Raw genomic sequence first — 23,730 nt, forward strand, 5'->3', positions numbered from 1 at the left:
CGGCGCCGGAGGTGTCCGGCGTCGTCGTGACCTGAAGGCTGCGCATGCCCCGACGCTACGGCGTGGCACCGGCCCGGTCAACGGGGAACCCGCACGACGAGGGCGGGGCCGGCGGCGACGCCGGCCCCACCCCGGGCGCTTCGGGCAGGGTCCGATCAGCCCGCCGCGGCGGCCCACCGCTGGCTCGACGCACCGGTGTCGGTGCGCTGCACGACCTTGCCGTCCGGGTCGGCCGTGAGCGCGAGCCCTGAGTTCTTGTTCACGAGCCGGAGCTGTCCGTCCTCGACGCTGACCTGCCAGACCTGGTTGTCCGTGCCCCCGCAGCCGTACTGCCCGACGAGCGCGCCCTGGTCCCTCGAGCTGTAGAAGACGTCCGCGCACTGGCCGCTGCCCGCGTTCCGGATCGTGTAGTCCGACCCGCCGAGGCGGGTGAGGACCCACTTCTGGGTCGGCGAGCTCGACTCCGCCGCCACCGTCAGCTGCGTCGACTCGTTCCCCGGCGCCGTCAGCCGCTGCCCGCTCGCCAGAGCCAGCGAGTACTGCCCGTCGGCGACGGGCGGCGGCACCACCGTCTCGGTGCCCACGTCCAGCGCGAACACGTGCACCGCGGCGTTGGCCGGCAGGGTCACCGCCACAACCTTCTTGTCGGGATCGATCGGGATCGTGTTGGTGTAAAGGCGGTACTCGGTGGTCGGGTAGGCCGCCCCGGTGGGGGTGTTCTTCCCGAGGGTGACGACGGCGATCTTCGCCCCGTAGGAGTTCGTCGCCAGGCAGCACCAGTTCGGCATGCCGAGCGTGCTCGCGTCGGTGCTGCCGTCCGCGTAGTGCACGGTGACCCCTCCGGTGGCCGACCCGCTGGTGCCCGTGCCGAGCACCCCGATGACGTTCCCGTCCCCGGAGACCGGCACGGTCTGGCCGGCGCTCCCGACGTTGCCGGGCGTGCCCGGCGCCGCGTCGGGGAACGTGAAGTCGAACCCGTTCGCGCTCACGGTGGCGCCCGGGGTGACACCCTTGGCGGCGAGCCGCTCGGCGATGAGGCTGCCGCCCCCGCCGTCGATGTTCCCCTTCGACGGGTCCGCCAGGGTCGTGACGCCGACGTTGTCGAACGCCGCGGCGAGACTCGCGTAGGCGACCGTCGTCTGCGCGCGTGCCGACACCTGGCGGGGTGTCGTGCGCGCCCGGTAGTCGGCGGTGCCGCCGATCGTCACCTGGCCGGGGGCGGCGTCGTCCGGCGGGGTGACGCCGAACGTCGCGGTGAACGTCGCGCCGTCCTTCAGGGACTTCGCCGTCGTGGACGACGTCGCATCGACGGACCACCCGTCGGGCGCGGTGACGGTGGCGCCCGTGACGTCGATCGGCTTGCCCGTGTGGTTCGTCAGGGCCAGCGTGGCTGTCCCGGCCGTTCCGGCCAGCGACAGCGACGGCGCGGTGACCGCGACGTCGACGGCCCGCTCGGCGGGGTGCTCCCCGCCGACCGCGGCCGACCCGCTGACCGTGACGTCGAACGACGATGCCGTGGAGACCTTCGCCGTCTGCACGGTCAGGACGCCGGTCGCCGGGTCGAAGACGTACCCCGGGCCGCGGTCGAGGTCCTCGACGTCCCCGACGGCCGCCAGCTTCTGGCCGCTGACCCGGACCACCGACGGAGCCGCGTCCGTGTGCAGCGTGAACCGGTAGCTGCGCGCGGACGGCTTGCCGGTGTAGTCCCCGGTCAGCCTCCCCACCGACATCGAGATCTCGCCCTTGCCAGCCTGCGGCGCCGTCACGGCGATCCGCTGCGCGGCATGTGCCCCGTCGGCGTACTCCTGCGTGCGGCCGTCGTCCTCGTACAGGGTGAACTCCGAGGAGCCCTGCGGGTACACGTCGACGTCGAGCCGGCCGGCCTTCTTGCCCGCCTCCCAGTCGGTGGTCCCGTCGGGGAACATCGGCACGATGGCGCCGCCCTTCACGAACAGCGGCAACCGGTCCAGGGGCGCGGAGTAGCCGTCGATCGTCGTCGGGCCCGTGTACGTGCGCCCGGTCCAGTAGTCGGTCCAGGTGCCCTCCGGCAGGTAGATGCCGTCCCGCACGGTCGTGTCCTCGTAGACCGGCGCCACCAGGAAGTCGTCGCCGGCGAGGAACTCGTACTTCACGTCGTCGCCCCACGTCTTCGGGTCGTCCGGGTAGTTCACGTACAGCGGCCGCGTGGAGCCGAGGCCCGTCGCGTGGGCGTCCGCCTGGTACGTGTACAGGTAGGGCAGCAGCCGCTCGTGCAGGTGCAGGTACGAGCGGTTGATCGACGTGTACGGCTCCCCGTACCGGTACGGCTGCTTGTCGCTCGCCGCCCACCCGCTCATGGCGTACGTCATCGGCAGGAACATCTTCCACTGCAGGTCGCGCGTGTAGGTCTGGGCGCTGCCGCCGAAGATGCCGTCGACGTCGCCCGTCGTCGCCGCCTGGCCCGACATCGTCGAGCCCGCGTACGTCGGGATCTGCCAGCGGATGTAGTCCCAGCTGCCCGACTGGTCACCGCTCCACATCGCGCCGCACCGCTGGGTGCCCGCCCAGCCCTCGATCGTGAGGACGGTGGCGCGGTCGGCGGCGTTGTCCTCGATGCCCGCGTTCGCCTTCTCGCACGCGGACAGCGCGAAGCGGTAGCCGGGCCCGACCCACGCGACGTCCGTCTTGCGGACGCGGACGCCGGCGGCCACCTCGGCCGGCTGCTCGGTGAGGTCGGCCTGGGTCCACAGACCGAGCTCGGAGCCGTGCTGGGTGAGCATGTCGTGCGTCTCGGGCAGGTCCTCGTAGCCGCAGCCGTAGCCGTCGTTGACGAGCATCCAGCCCAGCGGCATGTCGTGGTCGGTGTACCCCTGCGCGATCGCGGTCGAGTCGCGCAGCGTCTCGCGCTCCCCGCGGTTGGCGTTGTGCAGGTAGCAGTCCGCGTCGCCGAGCTCCATCGCGTACATGGGCAGCATCGCGGGCCGCCCGGTCAGCCGGGTGTAGTCGTCGAGCACGGTGCGCGTGTCGCCGACGAAGTAGTAGGCGTCGAACCGCTGCTCGGCGTGCCGCGTGGCGACCGGGTCGCCGAAGGCGTAGCTCCCCGCGGCGAACGTGTTGCGCAGCACCCCGTACCCGTTGCTGGACAGGTAGAACGGCGACGCGTTCGGGTTCCCGCCGTCGTCCCAGTTGTAGTCGCGAGAGATCTGGATCGTCTCGTCGCGGTGCGAGAAGCGCCCGTTCTGCATGCCGCCGCCGAAGAACTGCTCGGTCGCGCCGCGCGTGAGCGACTGGGTCGTGCCGGAGGCGTCCCAGGACAGCGGCGTCGTCTCTGCCCACAGCGTCGCGCCCGAGCCGTCCGCGAGCGCCAGGGTCAGCGGCGCCTTGGTGACGGTGAGCGTCGCGTCGGCCGTCGCGATCCGGTACGCCGAGGACGTCTCCGTCATGGTGGCGCCGGCGTCGCCGTCGAGCTCGCCGACGACGATCTTCGCGGCGGGCGCGTCCGGGTCTGACGGAGCGTCGTTCGCCGGGTCGGTGAACGTCCCGTCAGGGGCGAGGCGGACGCGCAGCGCCCCCGCCTCGAGGAAGCTCACCCGGAGCTTCGCCTCGCCCTGCGCGGACGTCTCCGCGGCGAACGTGAACGTGTCGCCGTCCCGCTCCATCCCGGTGACGTCGCCCAGCGTGGTCCCCGCCGCGGCATCCTCGCCCGCGGCCGACGCCGCCGGGACGGCGAGCGCCAGGCCGGGCACGAGCACCAGCGCCGCGAGCGCGGCCACCGCGCCGCGCCGTCGTCGGCGCCCCGTCGCTGTCCCTCTGCTGATCCTGCCGATCCGTGAACCTGTCTTCGTCGACATGTCGTTCTCCCGTGATCCAGGCACTCCGACGGACGCGCTGCGCCCACTCCCTCGGGGACGCAGTGATCGAAGTTGCTCGAATTCTTCAACGACGCGCGCAATCAAGCAAGAGGGCGGGGCGATACCCGGAGGCGCCCGGGCGCACCGGCATGACGTCCTCGTCGCATGAGCACGAGCCTCGCGGAAGAGATCCTCAGCAAGCGCTTCGCCACCACCAAGCTTCGCGAGGGGTACGACATGTCGGAGGTGGACGACTTCCTCGACACGCTCGTCGCGGCGGTCAAGGACGGCACCGACGTCGCCGCCCTGGTCGACGGCGCCCGGTTCGCGTCCACGAAGTTCCGCGAGGGCTACGACATGACCGAGGTGGACGACTACCTCGACGAGGTCAAGACGCGCGCCGCCGCGACGGCGACCGGCTCGGCGGGCGCCGCTCCGAGCCGCCCCGAGCAGAGCCCGGCCGACACCCCGTCGATCACCTCGACAGCCCCCGACAGCACGATCACCAGCCCCACCCTGCCCGCCAGCACCGGTGGCCTCCGCGGCTGGTTCACGCGCCGCCGCGACTGAGCCTCGCCCGCTCGGCGCGGCCGCCGCGGAGCTCCCGCAGGCTCACCGCGGACGGCACGCCGGTCGACGGCCCACGACCTGCCACGAGGTGCACCTGAGAACGAAGAAGCCCCTCTGTCCAGCGGTGATGCAGGACAGAGGGGCTGTGTCGCGAGATCAGACGTTGAAGCCCAGCATCCGCAGCTGCTCGCGGCCCTCGTCGGTGATCTTCTCCGGGCCCCACGGCGGCATCCAGACCCAGTTGATGCGGAAACCGTCGACGAGGCCTTCGAGCGCGGTGCCCGCCTGGTCCTCGATGACGTCGGTCAGCGGGCAGGCCGCGGACGTCAGCGTCATGTCGATCGTGGACATGTTGTTCTGGTCCACCTGGATGCCGTACACGAGGCCCAGGTCGACGACGTTGATGCCCAGCTCGGGGTCGATGACGTCGCGCATGGCCTCCTCGACGTCGGCGGCCGTGGTCGGCGTCGGGGACGCCGCCGGCGGGGCGACCTCGTCGGTCGTGTTCTCGGTCATCGTGTCCTCTCAGATTCGGGTCGGCTTCAGCTCAGCGCGCCGCTGCGCGCCAGCGAGTCCTTGAGCGCCGCCCAGCCGAGCAGCGCGCACTTGATGCGGGCGGGGTACTGCGAGACACCGGTGAACGCGCTGGCGTCCCCGAGCGCGTCGAGCGCGTCCTCGTCGTCCAGGCCCTTGCCCCGCGAGCCCATGAGGTCGTGGAACACGGCGTCGATGCGGGCGACGTCGGCCAGGTCGTGCCCGGTGACCAGCTCGGTCATCACGGAGGCCGAGGCCTGCGAGATGGAGCAGCCCTGACCCTCCCACGACACCCCGGCGACGGTGGAGCCGTCGACGTCCACGCGCAGCGTGATCTCGTCGCCGCAGGTCGGGTTGACCTGGTGCGACTCCCCCGACCGGTGGTCGGCGGGCGCGTCCACGAGCCCCCGCCCGTGCGGGCGCTTCGCGTGGTCCAGGATCACCTGCTGGTACATCTGCTCGAGCGAGCTCACTGCTGTCCTCTCCGCCTGCCGTCAGTCCATACCGAAGAACGCGCGCACGCCCGCCAATGCTTCCCGGAACGCCGCGATCTCCTCGGTGGTGGTGTACACCGACGCCGACGCGCGGGCCGTCGCCGCCACGCCGAACCGGCGGTGCAGCGGCTGCGCGCAGTGGTGACCCACGCGCACCGCGATGCCCTTGTCGTCGAGCACCTGCCCGACGTCGTGCGCGTGCACGCCGTCGACGACGAACGACACGACCGCGAGCCGGTCGCGCGCGTCCGCCGGCCCGACGATCCGCACGCCCGGGATCTCGGCGATCCGCACCAGCTCGGCCGCGAGCTCCTGCTCGTGCCGCGCGACGCGGTCCATGCCCAGCTCGTCCAGCCACTGCGCCGCGACACCCATGCCGACGGCCTGCGCCACCATCTGCGTGCCCGCCTCGAACCGCTGCGGCGGCGGCGCGTACGTGGTCTCGGCCATGGTCACGACCTCGACCATCGACCCGCCCGTGGTGACGGGCGGCATGGCCTCGAGCAGCTCGCGCCGCCCGTACAGGGCGCCGACGCCGGTGGGGCCGAGCATCTTGTGCGCGCTGAAGGCGGCGAGGTCGACGCCCAGGGCGTGCAGGTCGACGGGCAGGTGCGGCACGGACTGGCACGCGTCCAGTACGGTCAGCGCCCCGACCCGCTTCGCCGCCGCGACCAGCTCGGCCACCGGAGCGATCGCGCCGGTCACGTTCGACACGTGCCCGAACGCGACGACGCGGGTGCGGTCGGTGATCACGCTCGCGACGTCGGAGAGGTCGATGCGCCCCTCGTCGTCGACGCCGAACCAGCGCAGGACGGCGCCCGTGCGCGCGCACAGCTCCTGCCACGGCACGAGGTTCGCGTGGTGCTCCGCCTCGGTGACGACGATCTCGTCGCCCGGCGCCAGGCGGAACCGCTCGGCGGCCGCTCCCCCGCGCCCGGCCGTCGCGTTGGAGAACGCGTAGGCCACGAGGTTGAGCGCCGCCGTCGCGCCCGACGTCCAGACGATCTCGTCGACGTCGGCCCCGACGAACGCGGCCACGGCGGACCGCGCGTCCTCGAACGCCTCGGTCGCCTCCTCCGCGAGCTGGTGCGCGCCGCGGTGCACGGCGGCGTTGCGCTGCTCGTAGAAGTCGACCTCGGCCTCGAGCACCACGTTCGGCTTCTGCGAGGTCGCGGCCGAGTCCAGGTAGACGAGCGGCCGGCCGCCCCGCACCGTGCGCCCGAGCAGCGGGAAGTCCGCGCGCACGGCGGCGAGCTCCGCCGCGGTGAGCGACGGGCGCACGGTGTCGGTGGTGGTCATGCTGTCCTCCTGGTGACGGCTCCTCGACAGAGGAGGTCAGGCCATCGTCGCGCCGGTGCCGACGTACTTGTCGTAGCCGTTCTCCTCGAGCTGCTCCGCGAGCTCGGGGCCGCCCTCCTCGGCGATCTTGCCGTCGACGAAGACGTGCACGAAGTCGGGCTTGATGTAGCGCAGGATGCGCGTGTAGTGCGTGATGAGAAGGACGCCGACGTCGGTGTTCGCCTTGGCCCGGTTCACGCCCTCGGACACGACGCGCAGGGCGTCGACGTCCAGGCCGGAGTCGGTCTCGTCGAGGATCGCGAAGTGGGGCTTGAAGAGCTCCATCTGCAGGATCTCGTGGCGCTTCTTCTCGCCGCCGGAGAAGCCCTCGTTGACGGAGCGCTCGGCGAAGGTCGAGTCGATGCGGAGGTTCTCCATCGCACCCTTGACCTCCTTGCCCCACGTGCGCAGGGCGGGCGCCTCGCCGTCGATGGCGGTCTTGGCGGTGCGCAGGAAGTTCGCCACCGACACGCCCGGCACCTCGACCGGGTACTGCATGGCGAGGAAAAGGCCGGCGCGGGCGCGCTCGTCGACGGTCATCGCGAGGAGGTCCTCGCCGTCGAGCGTCGCGGTGCCCGAGGTCACCGTGTACTTCGGGTGGCCGGCGAGGGCCGAGGCGAGGGTCGACTTGCCGGAGCCGTTCGGCCCCATGATGGCGTGCGTCTCGCCCGAGTTGATGGTCAGGTCGACGCCGCGCAGGATCGGCTTGGCGCCTTCCTTGGTCTCGACGCTGACGTGCAGGTCGCGGATCTCCAGGGTGGGCATGCTTCGTGTCTCCAGGTCTGTGTTGCGAAAGTCTGAGGCAGGTCAGGACGCGACGGCGAGCCGCTCGTCGACGTCCACGAGGATGCGGTCGCCGTCCACGGTCACCGGGTACACCGGCACGGGCTGCGTCGCGGGGAGCTGGACCGGCTTGCCGGTGCGCAGGTCGAACTGCGAGCCGTGCAGCCAGCACTCGACGAGGCAGCCCTCGACCTCCCCGTCGGACAGGGAGACCTGCCCGTGCGAGCAGATGTCGGACAGGGCGTGCCAGCCGCCGTCGGCGTCGCGCACGACGGCGACCGGGACCGGGGCCCCGTCCGCGCCGTCGAGCTCCACGAGCATGGCCTCCTCGGGGGCGAGGTCGTCGGCCATGCAGGCCAGCTGAGAGGTCATCGCCGCGTCACTCCGCGGCCGGCGCGACGCCGGTGATGACGCTCATCGACTTCTCGAGCTCGGCCTCGATCGACGCGAGCAGGCGCTCCTCGACCGACGGGACGCCGATCTGGTCGATCAGCTCGGCGAAGAAGCCGCGCACCACGAGGCGACGCGCGTCGACCTCGGGGATGCCGCGGGCCATGAGGTAGAAGAGCTGCTCGTCGTCGAAGCGGCCGGTCGCCGACGCGTGCCCCGCGCCCTCGATCTCGCCCGTCTCGATCTCCAGGTTCGGCACCGAGTCGGCGCGGGCGCCGTCGGTGAGGACCAGGTTGCGGTTGAGCTCGTAGGTGTCGGTGCCCTCGGCCTCGGCCTGGATGAGCACGTCCCCGACCCACACCACGTGCGCGCCGGCGCCCTGCAGCGCGCCCTTGTAGGTGACGCGCGACTTGCAGCGCGGCACGGCGTGGTCCACGAAGAGGCGGTGCTCCTGGTGCTGGTCCGCGTCGGCGAAGTACAGGCCGACCATCTCGACCTCGCCGCCCTCGCCCGTGAACGTCGCGTCCGGGGTGATGCGCACGACGTCGCCGCCGAACGTCACCACGACGTGCTTGAGCTTGGCGTCGCGGCCGATGCGGGCGCGGTGGCTGGAGGCGTGCACGGCGCCGTCGGCCCAGTCCTGCACCGACACGACCGTCAGGTGCGCGCCCTCGTCCACGACGATCTCGACCGTCTGGTTGAGGACGGCGTCGCCGCGGTGGTCGATGACGACGACACCCTCGGCGTGGTGCTCGGCGTGCACCAGCAGGTGCTGCGCCGTCGCGTCCTTGGTCGCGCCCTCGACGCGCACCGAGGTGACCTCGGTGGCGACGGCCTCGGCCGGGAGCGTGACGACGGTCGCCTCGGCGGCCGCGTTCCACGCGGTCACGGCGGTACGGTCGCCCGGCTTGCCGGTGGTGCCCAGGCGCGGGTCGTCCTTGCCGACGATCTCGACCTTGGCCTCGGGCGTCTCGACGACGGTCGTGAGGACGCCGCCGGCGCCCAGGTCCTCGCCGAACAGCGGCTGGAGCCGCGCGACGGGCGAGAACCGCCACTCCTCCTCGCGCCCGGTGGGCACGGGGATGTCGGCGAGGTCGAACGACGTCTTGCGCTCGGCGCGCGAGCCGACCGGGACGACGCCGTGGGAGTGCGCGCCGTCGGCCACGGCGCGGGAGTGATCCGTGGACAGATCAGTGGTAGCAGTCATTTCAGCCGACGGACCCTTCCATCTGCAGCTCGATGAGGCGGTTGAGCTCGAGCGCGTACTCCATGGGCAGCTCGCGCGCGATGGGCTCGACGAACCCGCGCACGATCATGGCCATCGCCTCGGTCTCCTCCATGCCTCGGGACATGAGGTAGAACAGCTGGTCCTCGCTCACCCGCGAGACCGTCGCCTCGTGCCCCATGGACACGTCGTCCTCGCGGACGTCGACGTACGGGTAGGTGTCGGACCGGGAGATCTGGTCGACGAGCAGCGCGTCGCACAGCACGGTCGACGCGGAGTGCTTGGCGCCCTCGAGCACCTGCACCAGGCCGCGGTACGACGTGCGGCCGCCGCCACGGGCGACGGACTTGCTCACGATCGACGACGACGTGCGCGGCGCGGCGTGCACCATCTTGCAGCCGGCGTCCTGGTGCTGGCCCTCGCCCGCGAAGGCGATGGACAGCGTCTCGCCGCGGGCGTGCTCGCCCAGCAGGTAGATCGCCGGGTACTTCATCGTCACCTTGGAGCCGATGTTGCCGTCGACCCACTCCATGGTGGCGCCCTCGGCGGCCGTGGCGCGCTTGGTCACCAGGTTGTACACGTTGTTCGACCAGTTCTGGATGGTCGTGTAGCGCACGCGGGCGTTCTTCTTCACGACGATCTCGACGACCGCGGAGTGCAGCGAGTCGCTCGAGTAGATCGGCGCGGTGCAGCCCTCGACGTAGTGCACGTAGGAGCCTTCGTCCGCGATGATCAGCGTCCGCTCGAACTGGCCCATGTTCTCCGTGTTGATGCGGAAGTAGGCCTGCAGCGGGATCTCGACGTGCACGCCCGGCGGCACGTAGACGAACGAGCCGCCCGACCACACGGCCGAGTTCAGCGCGGCGAACTTGTTGTCACCGGCGGGGATGACGGTGCCGAAGTACTCCTGGAACAGCTCCGGGTAGTCGCGCAGGCCCGTGTCCGTGTCCACGAAGATGACGCCCTGGGCCTCGAGGTCCTCGCGGATCTGGTGGTACACGACCTCGGACTCGTACTGCGCGGCGACGCCGGCCACGAGGCGCTGCTTCTCCGCCTCGGGGATGCCGAGCCGGTCGTACGTGGCGCGGATGTCCTCGGGCAGGTCCTCCCAGCTGGCGGCCTGCTTCTCCGTGGAGCGCACGAAGTACTTGATGCGGTCGAAGTCGATCCCGGTGAGGTCGGCGCCCCAGTTCGGCATCGGCTTCTTGTCGAACAGGCGCAGCGCCTTGAGGCGCGCCTTGCGCATCCACTCGGGCTCGTCCTTCAGCTCCGAGATGTTCTTGACGACGTCCTCGTTGAGGCCGCGGCGTGCGGCCTCGCCCGCGGCGTCGCTGTCGCGCCAGCCGTACTCGTACGCACCGATCGAGTCGATGATCTCGTCATCGGACCGCTTCTCGGTGCTCTGCGCCGAAGCCGCCTGGGCGGCGTCCTGGGTGGGAGCGCTCATCGTGTTCCTTCCTGCGTGCCGCGGGTGCGGTGGGCCGGGGTGGGGAGGTTCTGGGGTGTGACCTGCGTGGTGACGGTCGGGACGTTCGTGACGCAGGCGTGCGCGCCGCCCGCGATGGTGGCCAGGCGCTGGACGTGCGTGCCCAGCAGCTCGGAGAAGGCGCGGGCCTCCGCCTCGCACAGCTCGGTGAACTCCTCGGCGACGTGCTGCACGGGGCAGTGGCCCTGGCACAGCTGGACCGTCGGGAGCAGCGGGCCGGACACGGGCCGGACCGACGCCGCGTAGCCGTCGGCCGAGAGCAGGTCGGCGAGCTGACCCGCGCGGCCCTCGGGGTCGGCGGCGGTGAGGCGCGGCGCGTACCGCGCGACGACGGCGTCGTAGCGCTCCGCCGCGAACCGGGCGACGGCCTCGCTGCCGCCGGTCTCGCGCAGGTGGCGCATCACCTGGGCAGCGAGCTCGGAGTAGCCGCCCGCGAGGTCGGACTGTCCGCGCGTGCTCACCACGTACCGGCGCGCAGGGCGCCCGCGGCGGCCGGACGACGGGCCGCCGTCGTGCACGGCGATCGTCCCGTCCTCCTCGAGGCAGGCCAGGTGGCGGCGCACGGCCGCGGAGGTGAGTCCCAGGCGGTCGGCCAGCTCGGCGGCGCTGACGGGGCCCTCGCCGGCGACGAGCTCCAGGACGCGGCGGCGGGTGGTGCCGTCGGCCTCGGGGGCGCCGTCGAGGACGCGCGGGACGGCGCGCGCCGAGCTGCGGTCGGTCGTGCTCGTCGGCATGCGCTCCTCCCCTACGGCTCGTGGACCGACCGGGGGCAGGCCTCAACTGCAGGACACGGCCACCGGCGACGACGTCGATATAGGGAACATCCTTGTTGCGTAATCCAGGATGTCAAGCAAGGCATGCCTCACCGGCCCCCGTCACGGGCCGCTGGGAGGGCAGGTGTCGCGAACGTCACTCCCCGCTGACGATGCGCCCCTCGATGACCTCGCCCGGGCCGTCGCCCGGACCCTGCGTGCCGAGCTGGTGCAGCTTGACCCCCAGCGCGATCATCACGATGCCGATGATCACCGCGAACACGCCGATCACGATGGACAGGCCCACGATGGCGCTGCTCGGGTTGACGAAGCACACCACGGCGAGCGCGATCAGCAGCAGACCCACGATGAGGTTCCACACCCACGACGCCCCGCCACGGCGCCGCATCGTCGGGACCACGAAGAGCTGCAGCAGCCCCACCAGCAGCGCCCAGATCGCGATGAGCACCAGCACGAACCCGAGGAAGAAGTTCGGGATGAACAGCATCAGCGCACCGACCACCAACGAGACGATGCCGATGCCGGTGTTGACGGATCCCGCCGAGGTCCCCCGGCGCCGGATCCCGTCGATGATGCTCACGAGCCCGTCGATCAGCACGAACACCCCGAAGACCTGGACCAGCAGGCCCGGCGTCTTGTCCGGCAGGAAGATCGCCAGCAGACCGAACAGCAGCGCCAGCACGCCGCGGATCACCGGCCAGTACCACAGGCGCCGGGCCAGGGCGGCGACGTCCTGCGGCGGGGTGAACGTGTAGAAGGTCATGGTCGTGCTGCTCCTCCGGTCGGGCGTGACGGGGCGCCGCCCCGTCCGGGCGACTCCGTAGAATCTTCCGGTGCCCACCTCGATCGCGCCATCGGGCGCGGACGGCGCCACGCCGCCCGCCCGCCCTGCCGAGGACCGCCGTGCCGGCTCCGTCGAGCCCTCCGCCGGTGCCGCGGTCCACGTGCGGGGCCTCGTCAAACGCTACGGCGGCCGGGACGTGGTCGCAGGCCTGGACCTCGTCGCCGACGCCGGCGCGGTGACGGCCGTGCTCGGCCCCAACGGCGCCGGCAAGACCACCACGATCGAGTGCTGCGAGGGGCTGCGCTCCCCCGACGGCGGCACGGTGCGGGTGCTGGGGCTCGACCCGGTGGCCGACGCGCGCGCCCTGCGCCCCCGCGTGGGCGTCATGCTCCAGGACGGCGGACTGCCGACCGGCGCCCACGCGGGCGAGGTGCTGCGGCACGTCGCCGCCATGTACGCAGCCCCGCGCGACGTGACGGAGCTCGGCGAGCGCCTGGGCATCGGCTCGTTCGCGCGGACCACGGTGCGCCGCCTGTCGGGCGGACAGCGGCAGCGGCTGTCGCTCGCCGCGGCGGTGGTCGGACGGCCCGAGGTCGTCTTCCTCGACGAGCCCAGCGCGGGCATGGACCCCCAGAGCCGGCACGCCGTGTGGGAGCTCGTGCGCGAGCTGCGCGACGAGGGCGCCGCCGTCGTCCTCACGACGCACCTCATGGACGAGGCCGAGGACCTGGCCGACCGCGTGCACGTCGTCGACCACGGGCGCGTCATCGCCAGCGGCAGCGTCCCCGAGCTCCTCTCCCCCGACGCGCAGGACGACCGGACGCTGCGGTTCGACGCCGCCCCCGGCCTGGACGTCGCGGCCCTCGCCGCGTCGCTGGGCGACCAGCTGGACGACCGGCTGGGCGACGAGCGCGGCCGGTCCGGCGGCCCCGGCACCTGGGCGGTGGCCGAGCCGCAGCCCGGCTCCTACGTCGTGACGGGCCCCGCCGGCCCCCGCGCGCTGGCCGCGCTGACCGGCTGGCTCGCCGACCAGGACGTCCTCGCGAGCCGGCTCACCGTGGGCCGCCGCACGCTGGAGGACGTCTTCCTCGACCTGACGGGACGGCACCTGCGATGACCACGACCACCCCCGCTCCGGCTCCCGCCCCGGCGGCCGAGCCCCCCGGGCTCGCCGCCCCCGCATGGCGCCGGGTCCTGGCCCAGGCCGGCTTCGAAACCCGCGCCGTCCTGCGCAACGGCGAGCAGCTGCTCGTCACGATCGTGCTGCCGGTCATGGTGCTGCTCGGCCTCACCCGCACCAGCGTGATCGAGATCGACACGGGCGGGCTCGCCCGCATCGACTTCGTCACGCCGGGCGTGCTCGCGCTCGCCTGCGTGTCCACGGCGTTCACCTCTCAGGCCATCGCCACCGCCTTCGACCGGCGCAACGGCGTGCTCCGCCTCCTCGCCACGACCCCGCTGGGCCGCGGCGGGCTGCTCGCAGGCAAGCTGCTGGGCGTGCTCGCGGTCGAGGTCGTGCAGGTCGTCGTGATCGGCGCCGTGGCTCTGGCGCTCGGCTGGCAGCCGGCCGCCGGCGGGATCCTGGCCGCCGTCGGCGTCGGGCTGCTCGGCACCGCATGCTTCACCGCCCTCGCGATGCTCCTGGCGGGCACGCTGCGCGCCGAGGGCGTGCTGGCGCTCGCCAACCTCGTCCTCGTGCTCCTCGTCGTGGGCGGCGGGCTGCTGGTGCCGCCGGAGCAGCTGCCCGGCGCGCTCGAGCACCTCGCGACGTTCCTGCCGTCGGGCGCGCTCGGCGAGGCGATGCGCGGCGCCCTGCTCGGCACCGGGGTGCCGGCGCTGGCCGTCGTCGTGCTCGCCGCGTGGACGGCGCTGCTCGCATGGGCCGCGGCCCGCTTCTTCCGCTGGCAGTGACCGCGCGCCGGGAGCCGGGCGAAGGTCACACCGCCGGGCCCCCGCGGGGGCCCGGGCGCCCGGATTCCGGCGATACCGTGGACCCGTGACCTCGCCGAGCCCCGCCGCGCCCGCCCCCGAGGCGGGTCCTGGCCCGCTGACCGACCGGCCCGACCGCCTCGCCCGGTTCCGCCCCTGGACCCGCGGCGTGCTGCTCGCGAACGTCATCGGGCAGATCCTCATCATCGGCACCGGCGGGGCCGTGCGGCTCACCGACTCCGGGCTCGGCTGCTCGAGCTGGCCGAACTGCGAGCCGGGCGAGTTCAGCCCCGTCTTCCACCAGGCCTCGACGATCCACCCGTACATCGAGTTCGGGAACCGGGCGCTGGCGTTCCTCCTGGCGATCGTCGGGCTGATGGTCCTCGTGCTCGTGGCCACCGACCGCCGCCGGCCCACGTCGTACCGCGCTCTCGGCGTCGTGCCGCTGGCCGGCGTCGTCGCGCAGGCGGTCATCGGCGGCGTCGTCGTGCTGCTGCACCTGCACCCCGGCTGGGTCTCGCTGCACTTCGGCGTCTCGGCGGCGCTCGTGTGGTTCAGCGCCTACCTGCTGCACCGCCACGGCGAAGGCGACGGCACCCCCGCGCAGGTCGGCGGACGGGCCGTGTCGGTGGTCGGCACGATCCAGGGCGTCCTCCTCGTCCCGATCGTCACCCTCGGCGTCCTCGTCACCGGCTCCGGCCCGCACTCCGGCGACGACTCCGTGGGCTACCGCCTCGCCCTCGACCCCCTGACGGTCACCAAGGCGCACTCCGGCTCCGTCTGGCTGTTCACGATCACGCTCGTCGTACTGCTGGTGCTGCTGTACCGCACGGTGCCCGGGCCCGGCGTCCTGGCCGCCCGGAAGGGCGCGTGGCTGCTGGTCGTCGTGACGCTGGCCCAGGGCCTCATCGGGTACGTGCAGTACTTCACCGGCCTGCCCGAGCTGCTCGTCGGCTTCCACCTGGTCGGCGCGGGCTGTCTCACCTGGGCCACCGCGAACGCTGTCCTGCGCCTGCGCACCCGCACCTAGCCGGGTACGCCCGGCGGCGCGCAGCCCCGCCCGGCTCCGCGCTACCGTGCTCGGGTGCGCATCGAGGTCGACGGCCGCCCCGCGACGGCCGAGCAGGTCGCGTCCACCGACGGTCACTTCACCGCCATGCAGGTCCGCCACGGCGGCGTGCAGGGCCTGGAGCACCACCTGCTCCGGCTCGACGCCGCCCACCGCGAGATCTTCGGCGTGCCGCTCGACGGCGACCGGGTCCGCGCCCTCGTGCGGCACGCGCTCGACGGCCGCGCCGACGCGTCCGTGCGGGTGGTGCTGCGCGACCCCGAGCACGTCGCCGTCCAGGTCACCGACCCCCGCCTCCCGCCGACGGCGCCCCAGCGCCTGCGCGCCGTGCCGTACCTGCGACCCTTCGCCCACCTCAAGCACCTGGGCGGCTTCGCCCAGGCGCAGTGGGCCCGGCAGGTCGAGCGCGAGGGGTACGATGACGCCCTCCTGACCGGACCCGACGGCGCAGTGGCCGAGTCGACGATCGCGAACGTCGGGTTCCTCGAGCCGGGCGGCGACGTCGTCTGGCCCACCGCCCCGCACCTGCGCGGCACCGGCCTCGCGCTCGTCGAAGCCGTCGCGCCCTGCGTGTCGCGGCCGGTGCACCTGGCCGACCTGGCCGGGTTCGCGGGCGCCCTCCTCGTCAACTCGATCGGGATCGTCGCCGTCGCGTCCGTCGACGCCGCCGCGCTGCCCGACGCCGCCGCCCGCGTCGCGGAGATCCGGTCCGCGGTGGCCGCCCTCCCCCGGGACGCCGTCTGAGGTGATGTCGTGGGGCCCCGGCCCCACCCCCGGATGCCCTGACGGCGCCGCGCGAGGCCGTGACAGCGCCGTGACAGCAGGCTGCGAGCGCCGCCGCGCACGGTGGTGCCATGACCACCACCGCGATCGAGGCCGAGGGCCTCGTCAAGACCTTCGGCGACAACCGCGCCGTGGACGGGGTCGACCTGCAGGTCGCCACCGGCACGGTCTACGGCGTGCTCGGCCCGAACGGGGCCGGCAAGACCACCACGATCCGCATGCTGGCGACGCTGCTGCGCCCGGACGCCGGGCGGGCCAGCGTGTTCGGCCACGACGTGGCCCGGGAGCCGTTCATCGTGCGACAGCTCATCGGCGTCACGGGGCAGTACGCCTCGGTCGACGAGACCCTCAGCGCGACGGAGAACCTGCTGCTCTTCTGCCGCCTCAACGGGCTCAAGGGCGCCGCCGCGACGCGCCGCACCCGTGACCTGCTCGAGGAATTCAGCCTCACCGACGCCGCCGCGCGCCCCCTGAAGAACTTCTCCGGCGGCATGCGCCGCCGGCTCGACCTGGCGGCCAGCCTCATCGCGCAGCCGCCGCTGCTCTTCCTGGACGAGCCCACCACCGGCCTCGACCCGCGCACCCGCGCGCAGATGTGGGAGACCATCCGCCGCCTCGTCGCGACGGGGTCCACCGTGCTGCTCACCACGCAGTACCTCGACGAGGCCGACCAGCTCGCGGACCGCATCGCGGTCATCGACCGCGGGCGGGTCGTCGCGGAGGGCACCGGCGACGAGCTCAAGTCCTCCGTGGGCGAGCAGTCGCTGCAGCTCACGCTCGTGCGCGCCGAGGACGTCCCCGTAGCCCTCGAGGCCGTGCGGGACGTGCTCGGCGTGCCCGCCACGCCGTCGCCGGAGTCCCGCCGCCTCACGGTGCCCGTCGCCGACCCGGCCCGCGTCACCGACCTGCTGGTGCGCCTCCGCGGCGCGGGGGTCGACGTCGACGGCCTGTCGATGGACAAGCCCACGCTCGACGAGGTGTTCCTGACCCTGACCGGCCACGGCGCGACCGAGTCCGACGCCGCCGGCTCCCCCGAGCTCGAGGAGATCCCCGCATGACCACCCTCACCGCAACCCCCGCGGCGCCGTCGGCGTCGGGCGGGCGCATCGTCCCCGGCGCCGAGCGCACCCTGCGCAACCGCGTCACCGTCGGCCAGGCCGTGTCCGACTCGCTTGCCATGGCCCGGCGCGGCCTCATCAAGATCCGCCGCACGCCGGAACAGCTCATCGACGTCACGGTGCAGCCGATCATCTTCACGCTGATGTTCACGTACATCTTCGGCGGGGCGATCTCCGGCAGCATCGCGGCCTACCTGCCCGTCATCATCCCGGGCATCCTCGTGCAGACCGTCATCACGGCGTCCGCCGTCACCGGCACCCAGCTGCGCGAAGACATGGACAAGGGCGTGTTCGACCGGTTCAAGTCGCTGCCCATCGCCCGCATCGCGCCCCTCGCCGGCGCCCTGATCGCGGACCTGGTCCGCTACCTCATCGCCACGACCCTGACGATCTGCATGGGCCTGGTCATGGGCTGGCGCCCGGGCGGCGGTGTCGGCGGCGTGCTGCTCGCCGGCCTGCTGGTCATCGTCTGCGCCTGGTCGCTGAGCTGGATCTTCGCGTTCTTCGGCGTCATCGGCCGGTCCGCGTCGTCCGTGCAGGGCATCTCGTTCCTGGTGCTCTTCCCGCTGACGTTCCTGTCCAACGCGTTCGTCCCCGTGGACACGATGCCCGGCTGGCTGCAGGGCTTCGTCAACGTCAACCCGGTGTCGCACCTCGTGACGGCCGTCCGCGACCTCGCCTCCACCGGCAGCGTCACGGGCCAGGTCGGCATCGCACTGCTCAGCTGCGCCGTCGTCGTGGCGATCTTCGCCCCGCTGGCCGTGCGGAGCTACATGAAGAAGGCCTGACCGCGCTCGTCCCCGGGCTCCTGGTCCGCCTCCCCCGCGAGGCGGACCAGGAGCTCCTCCGCGCGCGGCACCAGCGCGTCGCGGGCCAGCACACCGGCCCGGTCCTCGCCCTGGCGCACCAGCTCGGCGCCGGACCTGCCCGCCAGGGAGGCGACCCCGGCCAGGTCCGCCCGCAGGCGGTCGAGCCGCAGGGCCGGGAGGTCCTGGCGCGCGCCCATCAGGCCCGCGAGGGCGAGCAGCTCGGCGCCGTCGGCCGCGCGGTCGGGCCACCGCTCGGACGACACCCCGGGGTCGAGGCACGCCCAGTACGCGACACCGACCGACGACGTCGCGAGGACCGGGCGGTCGACGAAGCCGCGCCCGTGGCCCCGCACCCGCCGCCCCACGTCGACGATCCGCCGCACGAGGACGCCGCCGTCCGCCCCTGCCTGCACCCGCCGGACGAGGGTCGCCGAGGCGAGCAGCAGGAACCACGGCGCGGCGTCCCCCCGCGGCTGGCCCGGACCGAACGTCTCGATCGCCCGGTCGAGGTGCGCGAGAGCGCCCGGGCGGTCGCCGCGGGCCCACGCCAGCTCGCCGCGCCCCAGCTCCACGACGCCGCGCGCCTGCTGCTCGCGCCCGTCGTCGCCAGCCTCCGGGGTGGGGACCATCGACACGACCACGGACTCGGCGGTCGCCAGGTCGCCGAGCGTGAGGGCCGAGCCCAGCTCGATCCACCGGACCTGCCACTGCATCTCCTCGGCGCCTATCCTGAGCACGCCGTCCTTCGCCCGCGCGACCCAGCGGGCCGCCTCGGCCGCCTCGCCCTGCTCCGCGAGGAACGACGCGAGGACCATCGCGGTCATGGCCGAGGCCGCGGCGTCGTCGATCCCGCGGGCCACCTCGTGCGCGCCGCGCGCGAGCTCGACAGCACGTGCGATCTCGCCGTCGTTCTCGCGCTGCTGGGCCTCGAACATGTGCCCGAGCAGCGCCGTGTACCCGTCGTCGGACCGCTGCAGCCGGGCGAGCACCTCGAGCGACTCCTCGGCCGTCCGGGCCAGCACGAGGTGGGAGAGCTCGCGCGTCCGCGCCCCCACGCCCCGGCTCGTGCGCAGCAGCCGGCGCAGCCGCGCGAGGGGTCGCGCGGCAGACCCCGGGACCCCGAAGACGGACGCGGCGGCGATCGCCTCCAGCGCGATCGCGGTGGCGTCGGCGTGCTCGTCCGGTACCGGCCACCCCTCCAGGGCGTGCAGCACCCCGGGCACCAAGCCCACCACCCGCTCCTCCGCGCCGCGCACCGCCCAGCTGCCCAGCAGCGCGACGAAGCCGTGCACCACCACCTCCGGTCGCGACAGGTCCATGCCGCGCCGGACCGCGAACACGAGGTTCTCCTGCTCGCGCCCGAGCTCCGCGACCGCCTCGAGCTGGCGCGGTGACAGCATCCTGGACGCGCACCGGCGGGCCACGGTCAGCGCCCACGCGAGGACGGCCTCGTCGGCGGCCGGCTCCTCGTGGGCGTCCGCGAGCCGCAGCAGCCCGAACTCGCGCACCGTCTCGACCATGCGGTACCGGCTCGCGCCGTCCGCCTCCTCGACCCGCACCAGCGACTGCAGCACGAGAGCGTCGACGTCGTCGTCCACCTGCCAGCCGGGCGCCTCGGGACGGAGGGAGCGCGCGGCCTCGGCGGAGAACCCGTCGGGGAGCACGGCCGCACGCCGCCACAGCGCCTGCTGGCCGGGCGTGAGCAGGTTCCAGCTCCAGTCCAGCACCGCCTCCAGCGTGCGGTGCCGGTCCGGGACCGACCGGTCGCGCACCCGCAGCAGGGCGAACCGCTCGACGAGCCGGGCGTCGATCTCCGCGACGCTCAGGGTGCGCACGCGCGCCGCCGCCAGCTCGATCGCCAGGGGCAGCCCGTCCAGCCGCTCGCACAGGTGTGCGACGGCCGCGCGGTCGAGCAGCGCGTCGGGCCGCACGGCGCGGGCCCGCTCGACGAACAGGCGGACGGCGGGGCCGTCGTCGTCGCCGTCCGGAGCGGAGCCGAGCGGGGCGGGCACGTACGTCTCCTCCTGCTCCAGCAGCAGCGGGGTGCGGCTCGTGGCGAGCACCCGCAGCCGCGGCGAGACCGCCAGCAATGTCCCGGCCCACCGCGCGGCGCCCTCCACGACGTGCTCGCAGTTGTCGAGCACGACCAGGGCCTCGGCGTCGCGCAGGCGGGCTGTCACCTGGGTGGCGACGTCGCCCGCCTGGAGCCGGTCGGCCAGGCGCACGGAGCCGACCCCCGGCGCGACGCCCAGGGCGTCCGCGAGCGCCAGGACCACGTCGTCGTCGCTCCGCACGCCGACGAGCTCGACGACGACCACGACCGCGGCGCGGCCCAGCGACCGACGGGCGACCTCCTGCGCGAGCCGGGTCTTGCCGAGCCCGCCCGGGCCCAGGACGGTGACGAGGCGTGAGGCCCTCAGGGCGTCGAGGACGGCCGCGACGTCCGGCTCGCGGCCGAGCAGCGGCGTCGGATAGGTGCGCAGGCCCCGCGCCGTGCCGCCGGCGGGCGCGCTCCCGGCGCCCGGGGCGCCCGAGCCGGGGGCGGCCGCCAGGACCGGTGGGACCGACGGCGCTTCCGCGACTCCCGGCCGGGCGTCCGTCGCGTCCCCCGACGGTCCGATCTGCGCGGCGAGCCGCTCGGACAGGGCGACGGTCGCCGGGCCGGGCTCGCTGCCGAGCTCGCGCACGAGCACGGACCGCAGCCGCGTGAACACCCGCAGCGCCTCGCCCGGTCGGCGGAGGCCGCCGAGCGCCGCCATGAGCGCGCGGGCCGCGTCCTCGTCCGTCGGGTCGGCCGCCACGTCGGCGCCGGCGAGCTCCGCGACGAGGCCGTGCTCCCCCGCCGCCTCGGCCGCGTCGCGGCGCACGGCGCGGAGCTCGTCGCGCCGCCGCCGGGCGACGGCCGCGAGCTCCGCGGCGACGGCCGCGAACTCGCCGCCCTCCAGGTCGACGCCCGGCGTGCCGCTCCACAGCGCCAGGGACTCCTCGGCGGTGCGGGCGGCGACGCCCGGGTCGCCGGAGACGAGCTCACGGCGCGCGGCCGTCAGGCCCTCGCGGGCCAGGTCGAGGTCGGTCGCCACGCCCAGGGCGTACCCCGCCTCCGTGGCCAGCACCACGCCGCGCCCTGCCACGGCGCGCAGCCGCGAGACGAGGTTCTGCAGGGCAGCACGCGGGTCGGCGGGCAGGGACTCCTGCCACAGCCGGTCGACGAGGACGGACGACGAGACGCCGCGCGGGCCCGCGAGGGCGAGCAGGGTGACGAGCGCCGACGCGCGCGCACCCCGCGGCGCGCGCTCTTCGCCTCCCGCCCCGGAGACTCGGACCGGGCCGAGCACCCGCACCGCGGGCGTGCCCGCCGGCGCCGGCGGACCGTCGGTACCGGGCTCGGGGAGGGAGGCGTCACGCACGCCTGTGGAGCCTACCGGCAGCTCAGGCGCCGGGCCGGGCAGGCCAGGGCGCGTCCGTCGGCCGCAGGGACGACCAGCCGCCCGCACGGCTCGCGGCGGCGGCGAGGATGCCCACCACGGTCGACGGGTTGTGCAGGCTGCCGTCGAGCGCTCGGGCGACCGCCTCGTCGAGCGGCACCCAGCGCACCTCCATGCCGGCCTCCTCGCCGGTGCGCACGTGCCGGTCGGCCTCGGCCACCGGCGCGATGCCGCGCGCGAGGAAGATCCGCACCGCCTCGTCGCTGCTGCCGGGAGTCGTCGCGTAGTCGGCGAGGACCGCCCACCGTTCGGCGGTGACGTCGGCCTCCTCGGCCAGCTCGCGCGCCGCCGCGTCGACGGCGGGCTCGCCGTCGACGTCGAGCAGCCCGGCCGGCACCTCCCACATGAACGACCGCACGGGGTGGCGGTACTGACGCTCCAGCAGGATCCGCTCCTGCTCGTCGAGCGCCACGATCGCGACGGCGCCGGGGTGCTCCACGTACTCGCGCGTCACCACCCCGGCGTCCCCGAGGTCGACCTCGTCGCGCACGAGGTCGATGATCCGGCCCCGCTGCAGCACGTCGTGCCGCAGGACGGGGCGCGGGGTGATCTCGTCGGCGAGCGGCGCGCCGGCGCCCCCGCCACCCGCGCCCGGGGCGTCGCTCACGCCTGGTTGCCCTGGCGCTCGAGGGCCGCCGCGACGAGCCCCTTGAACAGCGGGTGCGAGCGGGTCGGGCGCGACTTGAACTCGGGGTGCGCCTGCGTGCTCACGTAGTACGGGTGCACGTCGGCGGGCAGCTCGACGAACTCGACGAGCTTCGCGTCGGGCGACGTGCCGGAGAACACCAGGCCGGCCTCCTCGAGCTGCGCCCGGTAGGCGTTGTTCACCTCGTAGCGGTGGCGGTGACGCTCCGAGACCCGCTCGCTGCCGTAGGCCTTCGCCACGACGGAGCCGGCGCCCAGGTGCGCGTCGTACGCGCCGAGGCGCATGGTGCCGCCCAGGTCGCCGCCGCCGTCGACGATCGCGAGCTGCTCCGCCATCGTCGCGATGACGGGGTGCGTGCTCTGCGGGTCGAACTCGGTGGACGACGCGTCCTGCAGCCCCAGCACGTTGCGCGCGTACTCGATGACCATCGACTGCAGGCCGAGGCAGATGCCGAGCGTCGGCACCAGGTTCTCGCGCGCCCAGCGCAGCGCGCCGACCTTGCCGTCGATCCCGCGCACGCCGAAGCCGCCCGGCACGAGCACGGCGTCGACGCCCTCCAGGGCGTCCTGCGCACCCTCGGGGGTGCGGCAGTCGTCGGCGGCCACCCAGCGGATGGCGACCTTGGTGTCGTTGTCGAAGCCGCCGGCGCGCAGCGCCTCGGTCACCGACAGGTACGCGTCGGGCAGGTCGATGTACTTGCCGACGAGGGCGATCTCGACGTTGTGCTCCGGCTCGTGCACGCGCTCCAGCAGGCGGGTCCAGCCGTCCCAGTCGACGTCGTGGAACGGCAGGTCGAGACGGCGCACGACGTAGGCGTCGAGGCCCTCGGAGTGGATGACGCGCGGGATGTCGTAGATGCTCGGCGCGTCGGCGCAGTTGATGACGGCCTCGTTGTCGACGTCGCACATGAGGGCGATCTTGCGCTTGATGCCGTCGGGCACCACGCGGTCCGAGCGGAGCACGATGGCGTCGGGCTGGATGCCGATGGAGCGCAGCGCAGCCACCGAGTGCTGGGTCGGCTTCGTCTTGAGCTCGCCGGACGGGCCGATGTACGGCACCAGCGAGACGTGCAGGAAGAAGCAGTCGTCGCGGCCGAGCTCGTGCCGCACCTGGCGGGCGGCCTCGAGGAAGGGCTGCGACTCGATGTCGCCGACGGTGCCACCGATCTCCGTGATGATGACGTCGACGTCGGGACCCGCCTGGTCGCGCATGCGCGACTTGATCTCGTCGGTGATGTGCGGGATGACCTGGACGGTGTCCCCGAGGTACTCGCCGCGGCGCTCCTTGGCGATCACGCGGGAGTAGACCTGGCCGGTCGTGACGTTCGAGGAGGCCGGCAGCTCGACGTCGAGAAAACGCTCGTAGTGGCCGATGTCGAGGTCCGTCTCGGCGCCGTCCTCGGTGACGAAGACCTCGCCGTGCTGGAACGGGTTCATCGTGCCCGGGTCCACGTTGAGGTACGGGTCGAGCTTCTGCATGGTGACGCGCAGGCCCCGCGAGCGCAGCAGGCGCCCGAGCGAGGAGGCGGTGAGTCCCTTGCCGAGAGACGAGGCCACACCGCCCGTCACGAAGATGTGCCGCGTCTGGTGCGTCGCACCCGTACGGCTGGAGGAGCGGGGCTGGAGTCTGTTCGCGGTGTCGGCCACGGAACTCCATCCTAACAGCGGGTGGGGAGGCGGCACGC

General features: G+C 73.6%; 20 protein-coding genes. 7 read left to right on the forward strand and 13 right to left on the reverse strand.

Annotated elements, in window-relative coordinates; all coding sequences use genetic code 11:
- Positions 1-155 precede the first annotated feature (155 nt).
- Positions 156-3,752, reverse strand: coding sequence for a TIM-barrel domain-containing protein (locus ACWF41_RS08410; RefSeq protein ID WP_380316043.1), 3,597 nt, complete (start codon positions 3,750-3,752; stop codon positions 156-158).
- A gap of 243 nt (positions 3,753-3,995) precedes the next feature.
- On the opposite strand from ACWF41_RS08410, the gene ACWF41_RS08415 reads away from it, so the two are divergent.
- Positions 3,996-4,400: a DivIVA domain-containing protein gene (locus ACWF41_RS08415; protein ID WP_380316046.1), complete on the forward strand. Its 405-nt coding sequence runs from the start codon at positions 3,996-3,998 to the stop codon at positions 4,398-4,400.
- Between the two features lie 156 nt (positions 4,401-4,556).
- Here the strand turns inward: ACWF41_RS08415 and ACWF41_RS08420 are convergent, their stop codons facing one another.
- The 9 genes from ACWF41_RS08420 to ACWF41_RS08460 all read right to left on the reverse strand — a co-directional run bounded on the left by ACWF41_RS08420 (position 4,557) and on the right by ACWF41_RS08460 (position 12,186).
- A complete protein-coding gene (locus tag ACWF41_RS08420; protein WP_380316049.1) occupies positions 4,557-4,916 on the reverse strand; it encodes a metal-sulfur cluster assembly factor in 360 nt (119 codons plus the stop codon).
- Between the two features lie 26 nt (positions 4,917-4,942).
- Positions 4,943-5,407 (reverse strand): Fe-S cluster assembly sulfur transfer protein SufU, encoded by a 465-nt coding sequence (gene sufU, locus ACWF41_RS08425; protein WP_380316052.1) that lies wholly within the window; start codon positions 5,405-5,407, stop codon positions 4,943-4,945.
- Between the two features lie 21 nt (positions 5,408-5,428).
- Positions 5,429-6,727, reverse strand: a complete 1,299-nt coding sequence (locus ACWF41_RS08430; protein ID WP_380316055.1) for a cysteine desulfurase — start codon at positions 6,725-6,727, stop codon at positions 5,429-5,431.
- A 36-nt stretch (positions 6,728-6,763) separates the two neighbouring features.
- Positions 6,764-7,531, reverse strand: a complete 768-nt coding sequence (gene sufC / locus ACWF41_RS08435) for a Fe-S cluster assembly ATPase SufC (RefSeq protein ID WP_380316058.1) — start codon at positions 7,529-7,531, stop codon at positions 6,764-6,766.
- 42 nt (positions 7,532-7,573) lie between these two features.
- Complete coding sequence (locus ACWF41_RS08440; RefSeq protein ID WP_380316062.1) at positions 7,574-7,921, reverse strand: non-heme iron oxygenase ferredoxin subunit; 348 nt, start codon at positions 7,919-7,921, stop codon at positions 7,574-7,576.
- Between the two features lie 7 nt (positions 7,922-7,928).
- Positions 7,929-9,146 (reverse strand): Fe-S cluster assembly protein SufD, encoded by a 1,218-nt coding sequence (gene sufD, locus ACWF41_RS08445; RefSeq protein ID WP_380316065.1) that lies wholly within the window; start codon positions 9,144-9,146, stop codon positions 7,929-7,931.
- Between the two features lies 1 nt (position 9,147).
- Positions 9,148-10,611 carry a Fe-S cluster assembly protein SufB gene (sufB, locus tag ACWF41_RS08450; protein WP_380316068.1) on the reverse strand — a complete coding sequence of 488 codons (1,464 nt, stop codon included), beginning with the start codon at positions 10,609-10,611 and terminating at the stop codon, positions 9,148-9,150.
- Positions 10,608-11,384 carry a helix-turn-helix transcriptional regulator gene (locus tag ACWF41_RS08455; protein WP_380316071.1) on the reverse strand — a complete coding sequence of 259 codons (777 nt, stop codon included), beginning with the start codon at positions 11,382-11,384 and terminating at the stop codon, positions 10,608-10,610. Before ACWF41_RS08455 ends, sufB begins: the two co-directional genes overlap by 4 nt.
- Before the next feature lie 175 nt (positions 11,385-11,559).
- The gene (locus tag ACWF41_RS08460) at positions 11,560-12,186 is read right to left on the reverse strand and encodes an HdeD family acid-resistance protein (protein ID WP_380316074.1); all 627 of its coding nucleotides are present in this window, start codon (positions 12,184-12,186) and stop codon (positions 11,560-11,562) included.
- 181 nt (positions 12,187-12,367) lie between these two features.
- On the opposite strand from ACWF41_RS08460, the gene ACWF41_RS08465 reads away from it, so the two are divergent.
- The 6 genes from ACWF41_RS08465 (at position 12,368) to ACWF41_RS08490 (ending at position 17,894) form a co-directional block, all read left to right on the forward strand.
- Positions 12,368-13,324: an ABC transporter ATP-binding protein gene (locus ACWF41_RS08465; RefSeq protein WP_380316128.1), complete on the forward strand. Its 957-nt coding sequence runs from the start codon at positions 12,368-12,370 to the stop codon at positions 13,322-13,324.
- Positions 13,321-14,118, forward strand: a complete 798-nt coding sequence (locus ACWF41_RS08470) for an ABC transporter permease (protein ID WP_380316077.1) — start codon at positions 13,321-13,323, stop codon at positions 14,116-14,118. Before ACWF41_RS08465 ends, ACWF41_RS08470 begins: the two co-directional genes overlap by 4 nt.
- 85 nt (positions 14,119-14,203) lie before the next feature.
- The gene (locus tag ACWF41_RS08475) at positions 14,204-15,166 is read left to right on the forward strand and encodes a COX15/CtaA family protein (protein WP_380316080.1); all 963 of its coding nucleotides are present in this window, start codon (positions 14,204-14,206) and stop codon (positions 15,164-15,166) included.
- 54 nt (positions 15,167-15,220) lie between these two features.
- Positions 15,221-15,949 carry an aminotransferase class IV gene (locus ACWF41_RS08480; RefSeq protein WP_380316083.1) on the forward strand — a complete coding sequence of 243 codons (729 nt, stop codon included), beginning with the start codon at positions 15,221-15,223 and terminating at the stop codon, positions 15,947-15,949.
- A gap of 110 nt (positions 15,950-16,059) precedes the next feature.
- Positions 16,060-17,046 (forward strand): ATP-binding cassette domain-containing protein, encoded by a 987-nt coding sequence (locus ACWF41_RS08485; RefSeq protein ID WP_380316086.1) that lies wholly within the window; start codon positions 16,060-16,062, stop codon positions 17,044-17,046.
- A complete protein-coding gene (locus ACWF41_RS08490; RefSeq protein ID WP_380316089.1) occupies positions 17,043-17,894 on the forward strand; it encodes an ABC transporter permease in 852 nt (283 codons plus the stop codon). The genes ACWF41_RS08485 and ACWF41_RS08490 overlap by 4 nt, the downstream gene beginning before the upstream one ends.
- On the opposite strand, the gene ACWF41_RS08495 is transcribed toward ACWF41_RS08490, so the two are convergent.
- Genes ACWF41_RS08495 through ACWF41_RS08505 form a run of 3 tightly spaced genes read right to left on the reverse strand, consistent with a single transcriptional unit; the run spans position 17,876 to position 23,692 of the window.
- Positions 17,876-21,322 carry an AfsR/SARP family transcriptional regulator gene (locus ACWF41_RS08495; protein WP_380316092.1) on the reverse strand — a complete coding sequence of 1,149 codons (3,447 nt, stop codon included), beginning with the start codon at positions 21,320-21,322 and terminating at the stop codon, positions 17,876-17,878. The two genes, ACWF41_RS08490 and ACWF41_RS08495, sit on opposite strands and share 19 nt — an antisense overlap.
- Positions 21,323-21,344: 22 nt before the next feature.
- A complete protein-coding gene (locus ACWF41_RS08500; RefSeq protein WP_380316095.1) occupies positions 21,345-22,007 on the reverse strand; it encodes an NUDIX domain-containing protein in 663 nt (220 codons plus the stop codon).
- Positions 22,004-23,692: a CTP synthase gene (locus ACWF41_RS08505; protein ID WP_380316098.1), complete on the reverse strand. Its 1,689-nt coding sequence runs from the start codon at positions 23,690-23,692 to the stop codon at positions 22,004-22,006. Before ACWF41_RS08505 ends, ACWF41_RS08500 begins: the two co-directional genes overlap by 4 nt.
- Positions 23,693-23,730 lie beyond the last annotated feature (38 nt).

The sequence above is a fragment of the Isoptericola sp. NPDC055063 genome, assembly GCF_053608125.1.

Coding starts and splice junctions, on each gene's coding strand:
- ACWF41_RS08430 (WP_380316055.1), bottom strand. CDS start 6,727: ATGACCACCACCGACACCGTGCGCCCGTCGCTCACCGCGGCGGAGCTC.
- ACWF41_RS08460 (WP_380316074.1), bottom strand. CDS start 12,186: ATGACCTTCTACACGTTCACCCCGCCGCAGGACGTCGCCGCCCTGGCC.
- sufB (WP_380316068.1), bottom strand. CDS start 10,611: ATGAGCGCTCCCACCCAGGACGCCGCCCAGGCGGCTTCGGCGCAGAGC.
- sufD (WP_380316065.1), bottom strand. CDS start 9,146: ATGACTGCTACCACTGATCTGTCCACGGATCACTCCCGCGCCGTGGCC.
- ACWF41_RS08420 (WP_380316049.1), bottom strand. CDS start 4,916: ATGACCGAGAACACGACCGACGAGGTCGCCCCGCCGGCGGCGTCCCCG.
- ACWF41_RS08470 (WP_380316077.1), top strand. CDS start 13,321: ATGACCACGACCACCCCCGCTCCGGCTCCCGCCCCGGCGGCCGAGCCC.
- ACWF41_RS08440 (WP_380316062.1), bottom strand. CDS start 7,921: ATGACCTCTCAGCTGGCCTGCATGGCCGACGACCTCGCCCCCGAGGAG.
- ACWF41_RS08415 (WP_380316046.1), top strand. CDS start 3,996: ATGAGCACGAGCCTCGCGGAAGAGATCCTCAGCAAGCGCTTCGCCACC.
- ACWF41_RS08485 (WP_380316086.1), top strand. CDS start 16,060: ATGACCACCACCGCGATCGAGGCCGAGGGCCTCGTCAAGACCTTCGGC.
- ACWF41_RS08490 (WP_380316089.1), top strand. CDS start 17,043: ATGACCACCCTCACCGCAACCCCCGCGGCGCCGTCGGCGTCGGGCGGG.
- sufC (WP_380316058.1), bottom strand. CDS start 7,531: ATGCCCACCCTGGAGATCCGCGACCTGCACGTCAGCGTCGAGACCAAG.
- ACWF41_RS08455 (WP_380316071.1), bottom strand. CDS start 11,384: ATGCCGACGAGCACGACCGACCGCAGCTCGGCGCGCGCCGTCCCGCGC.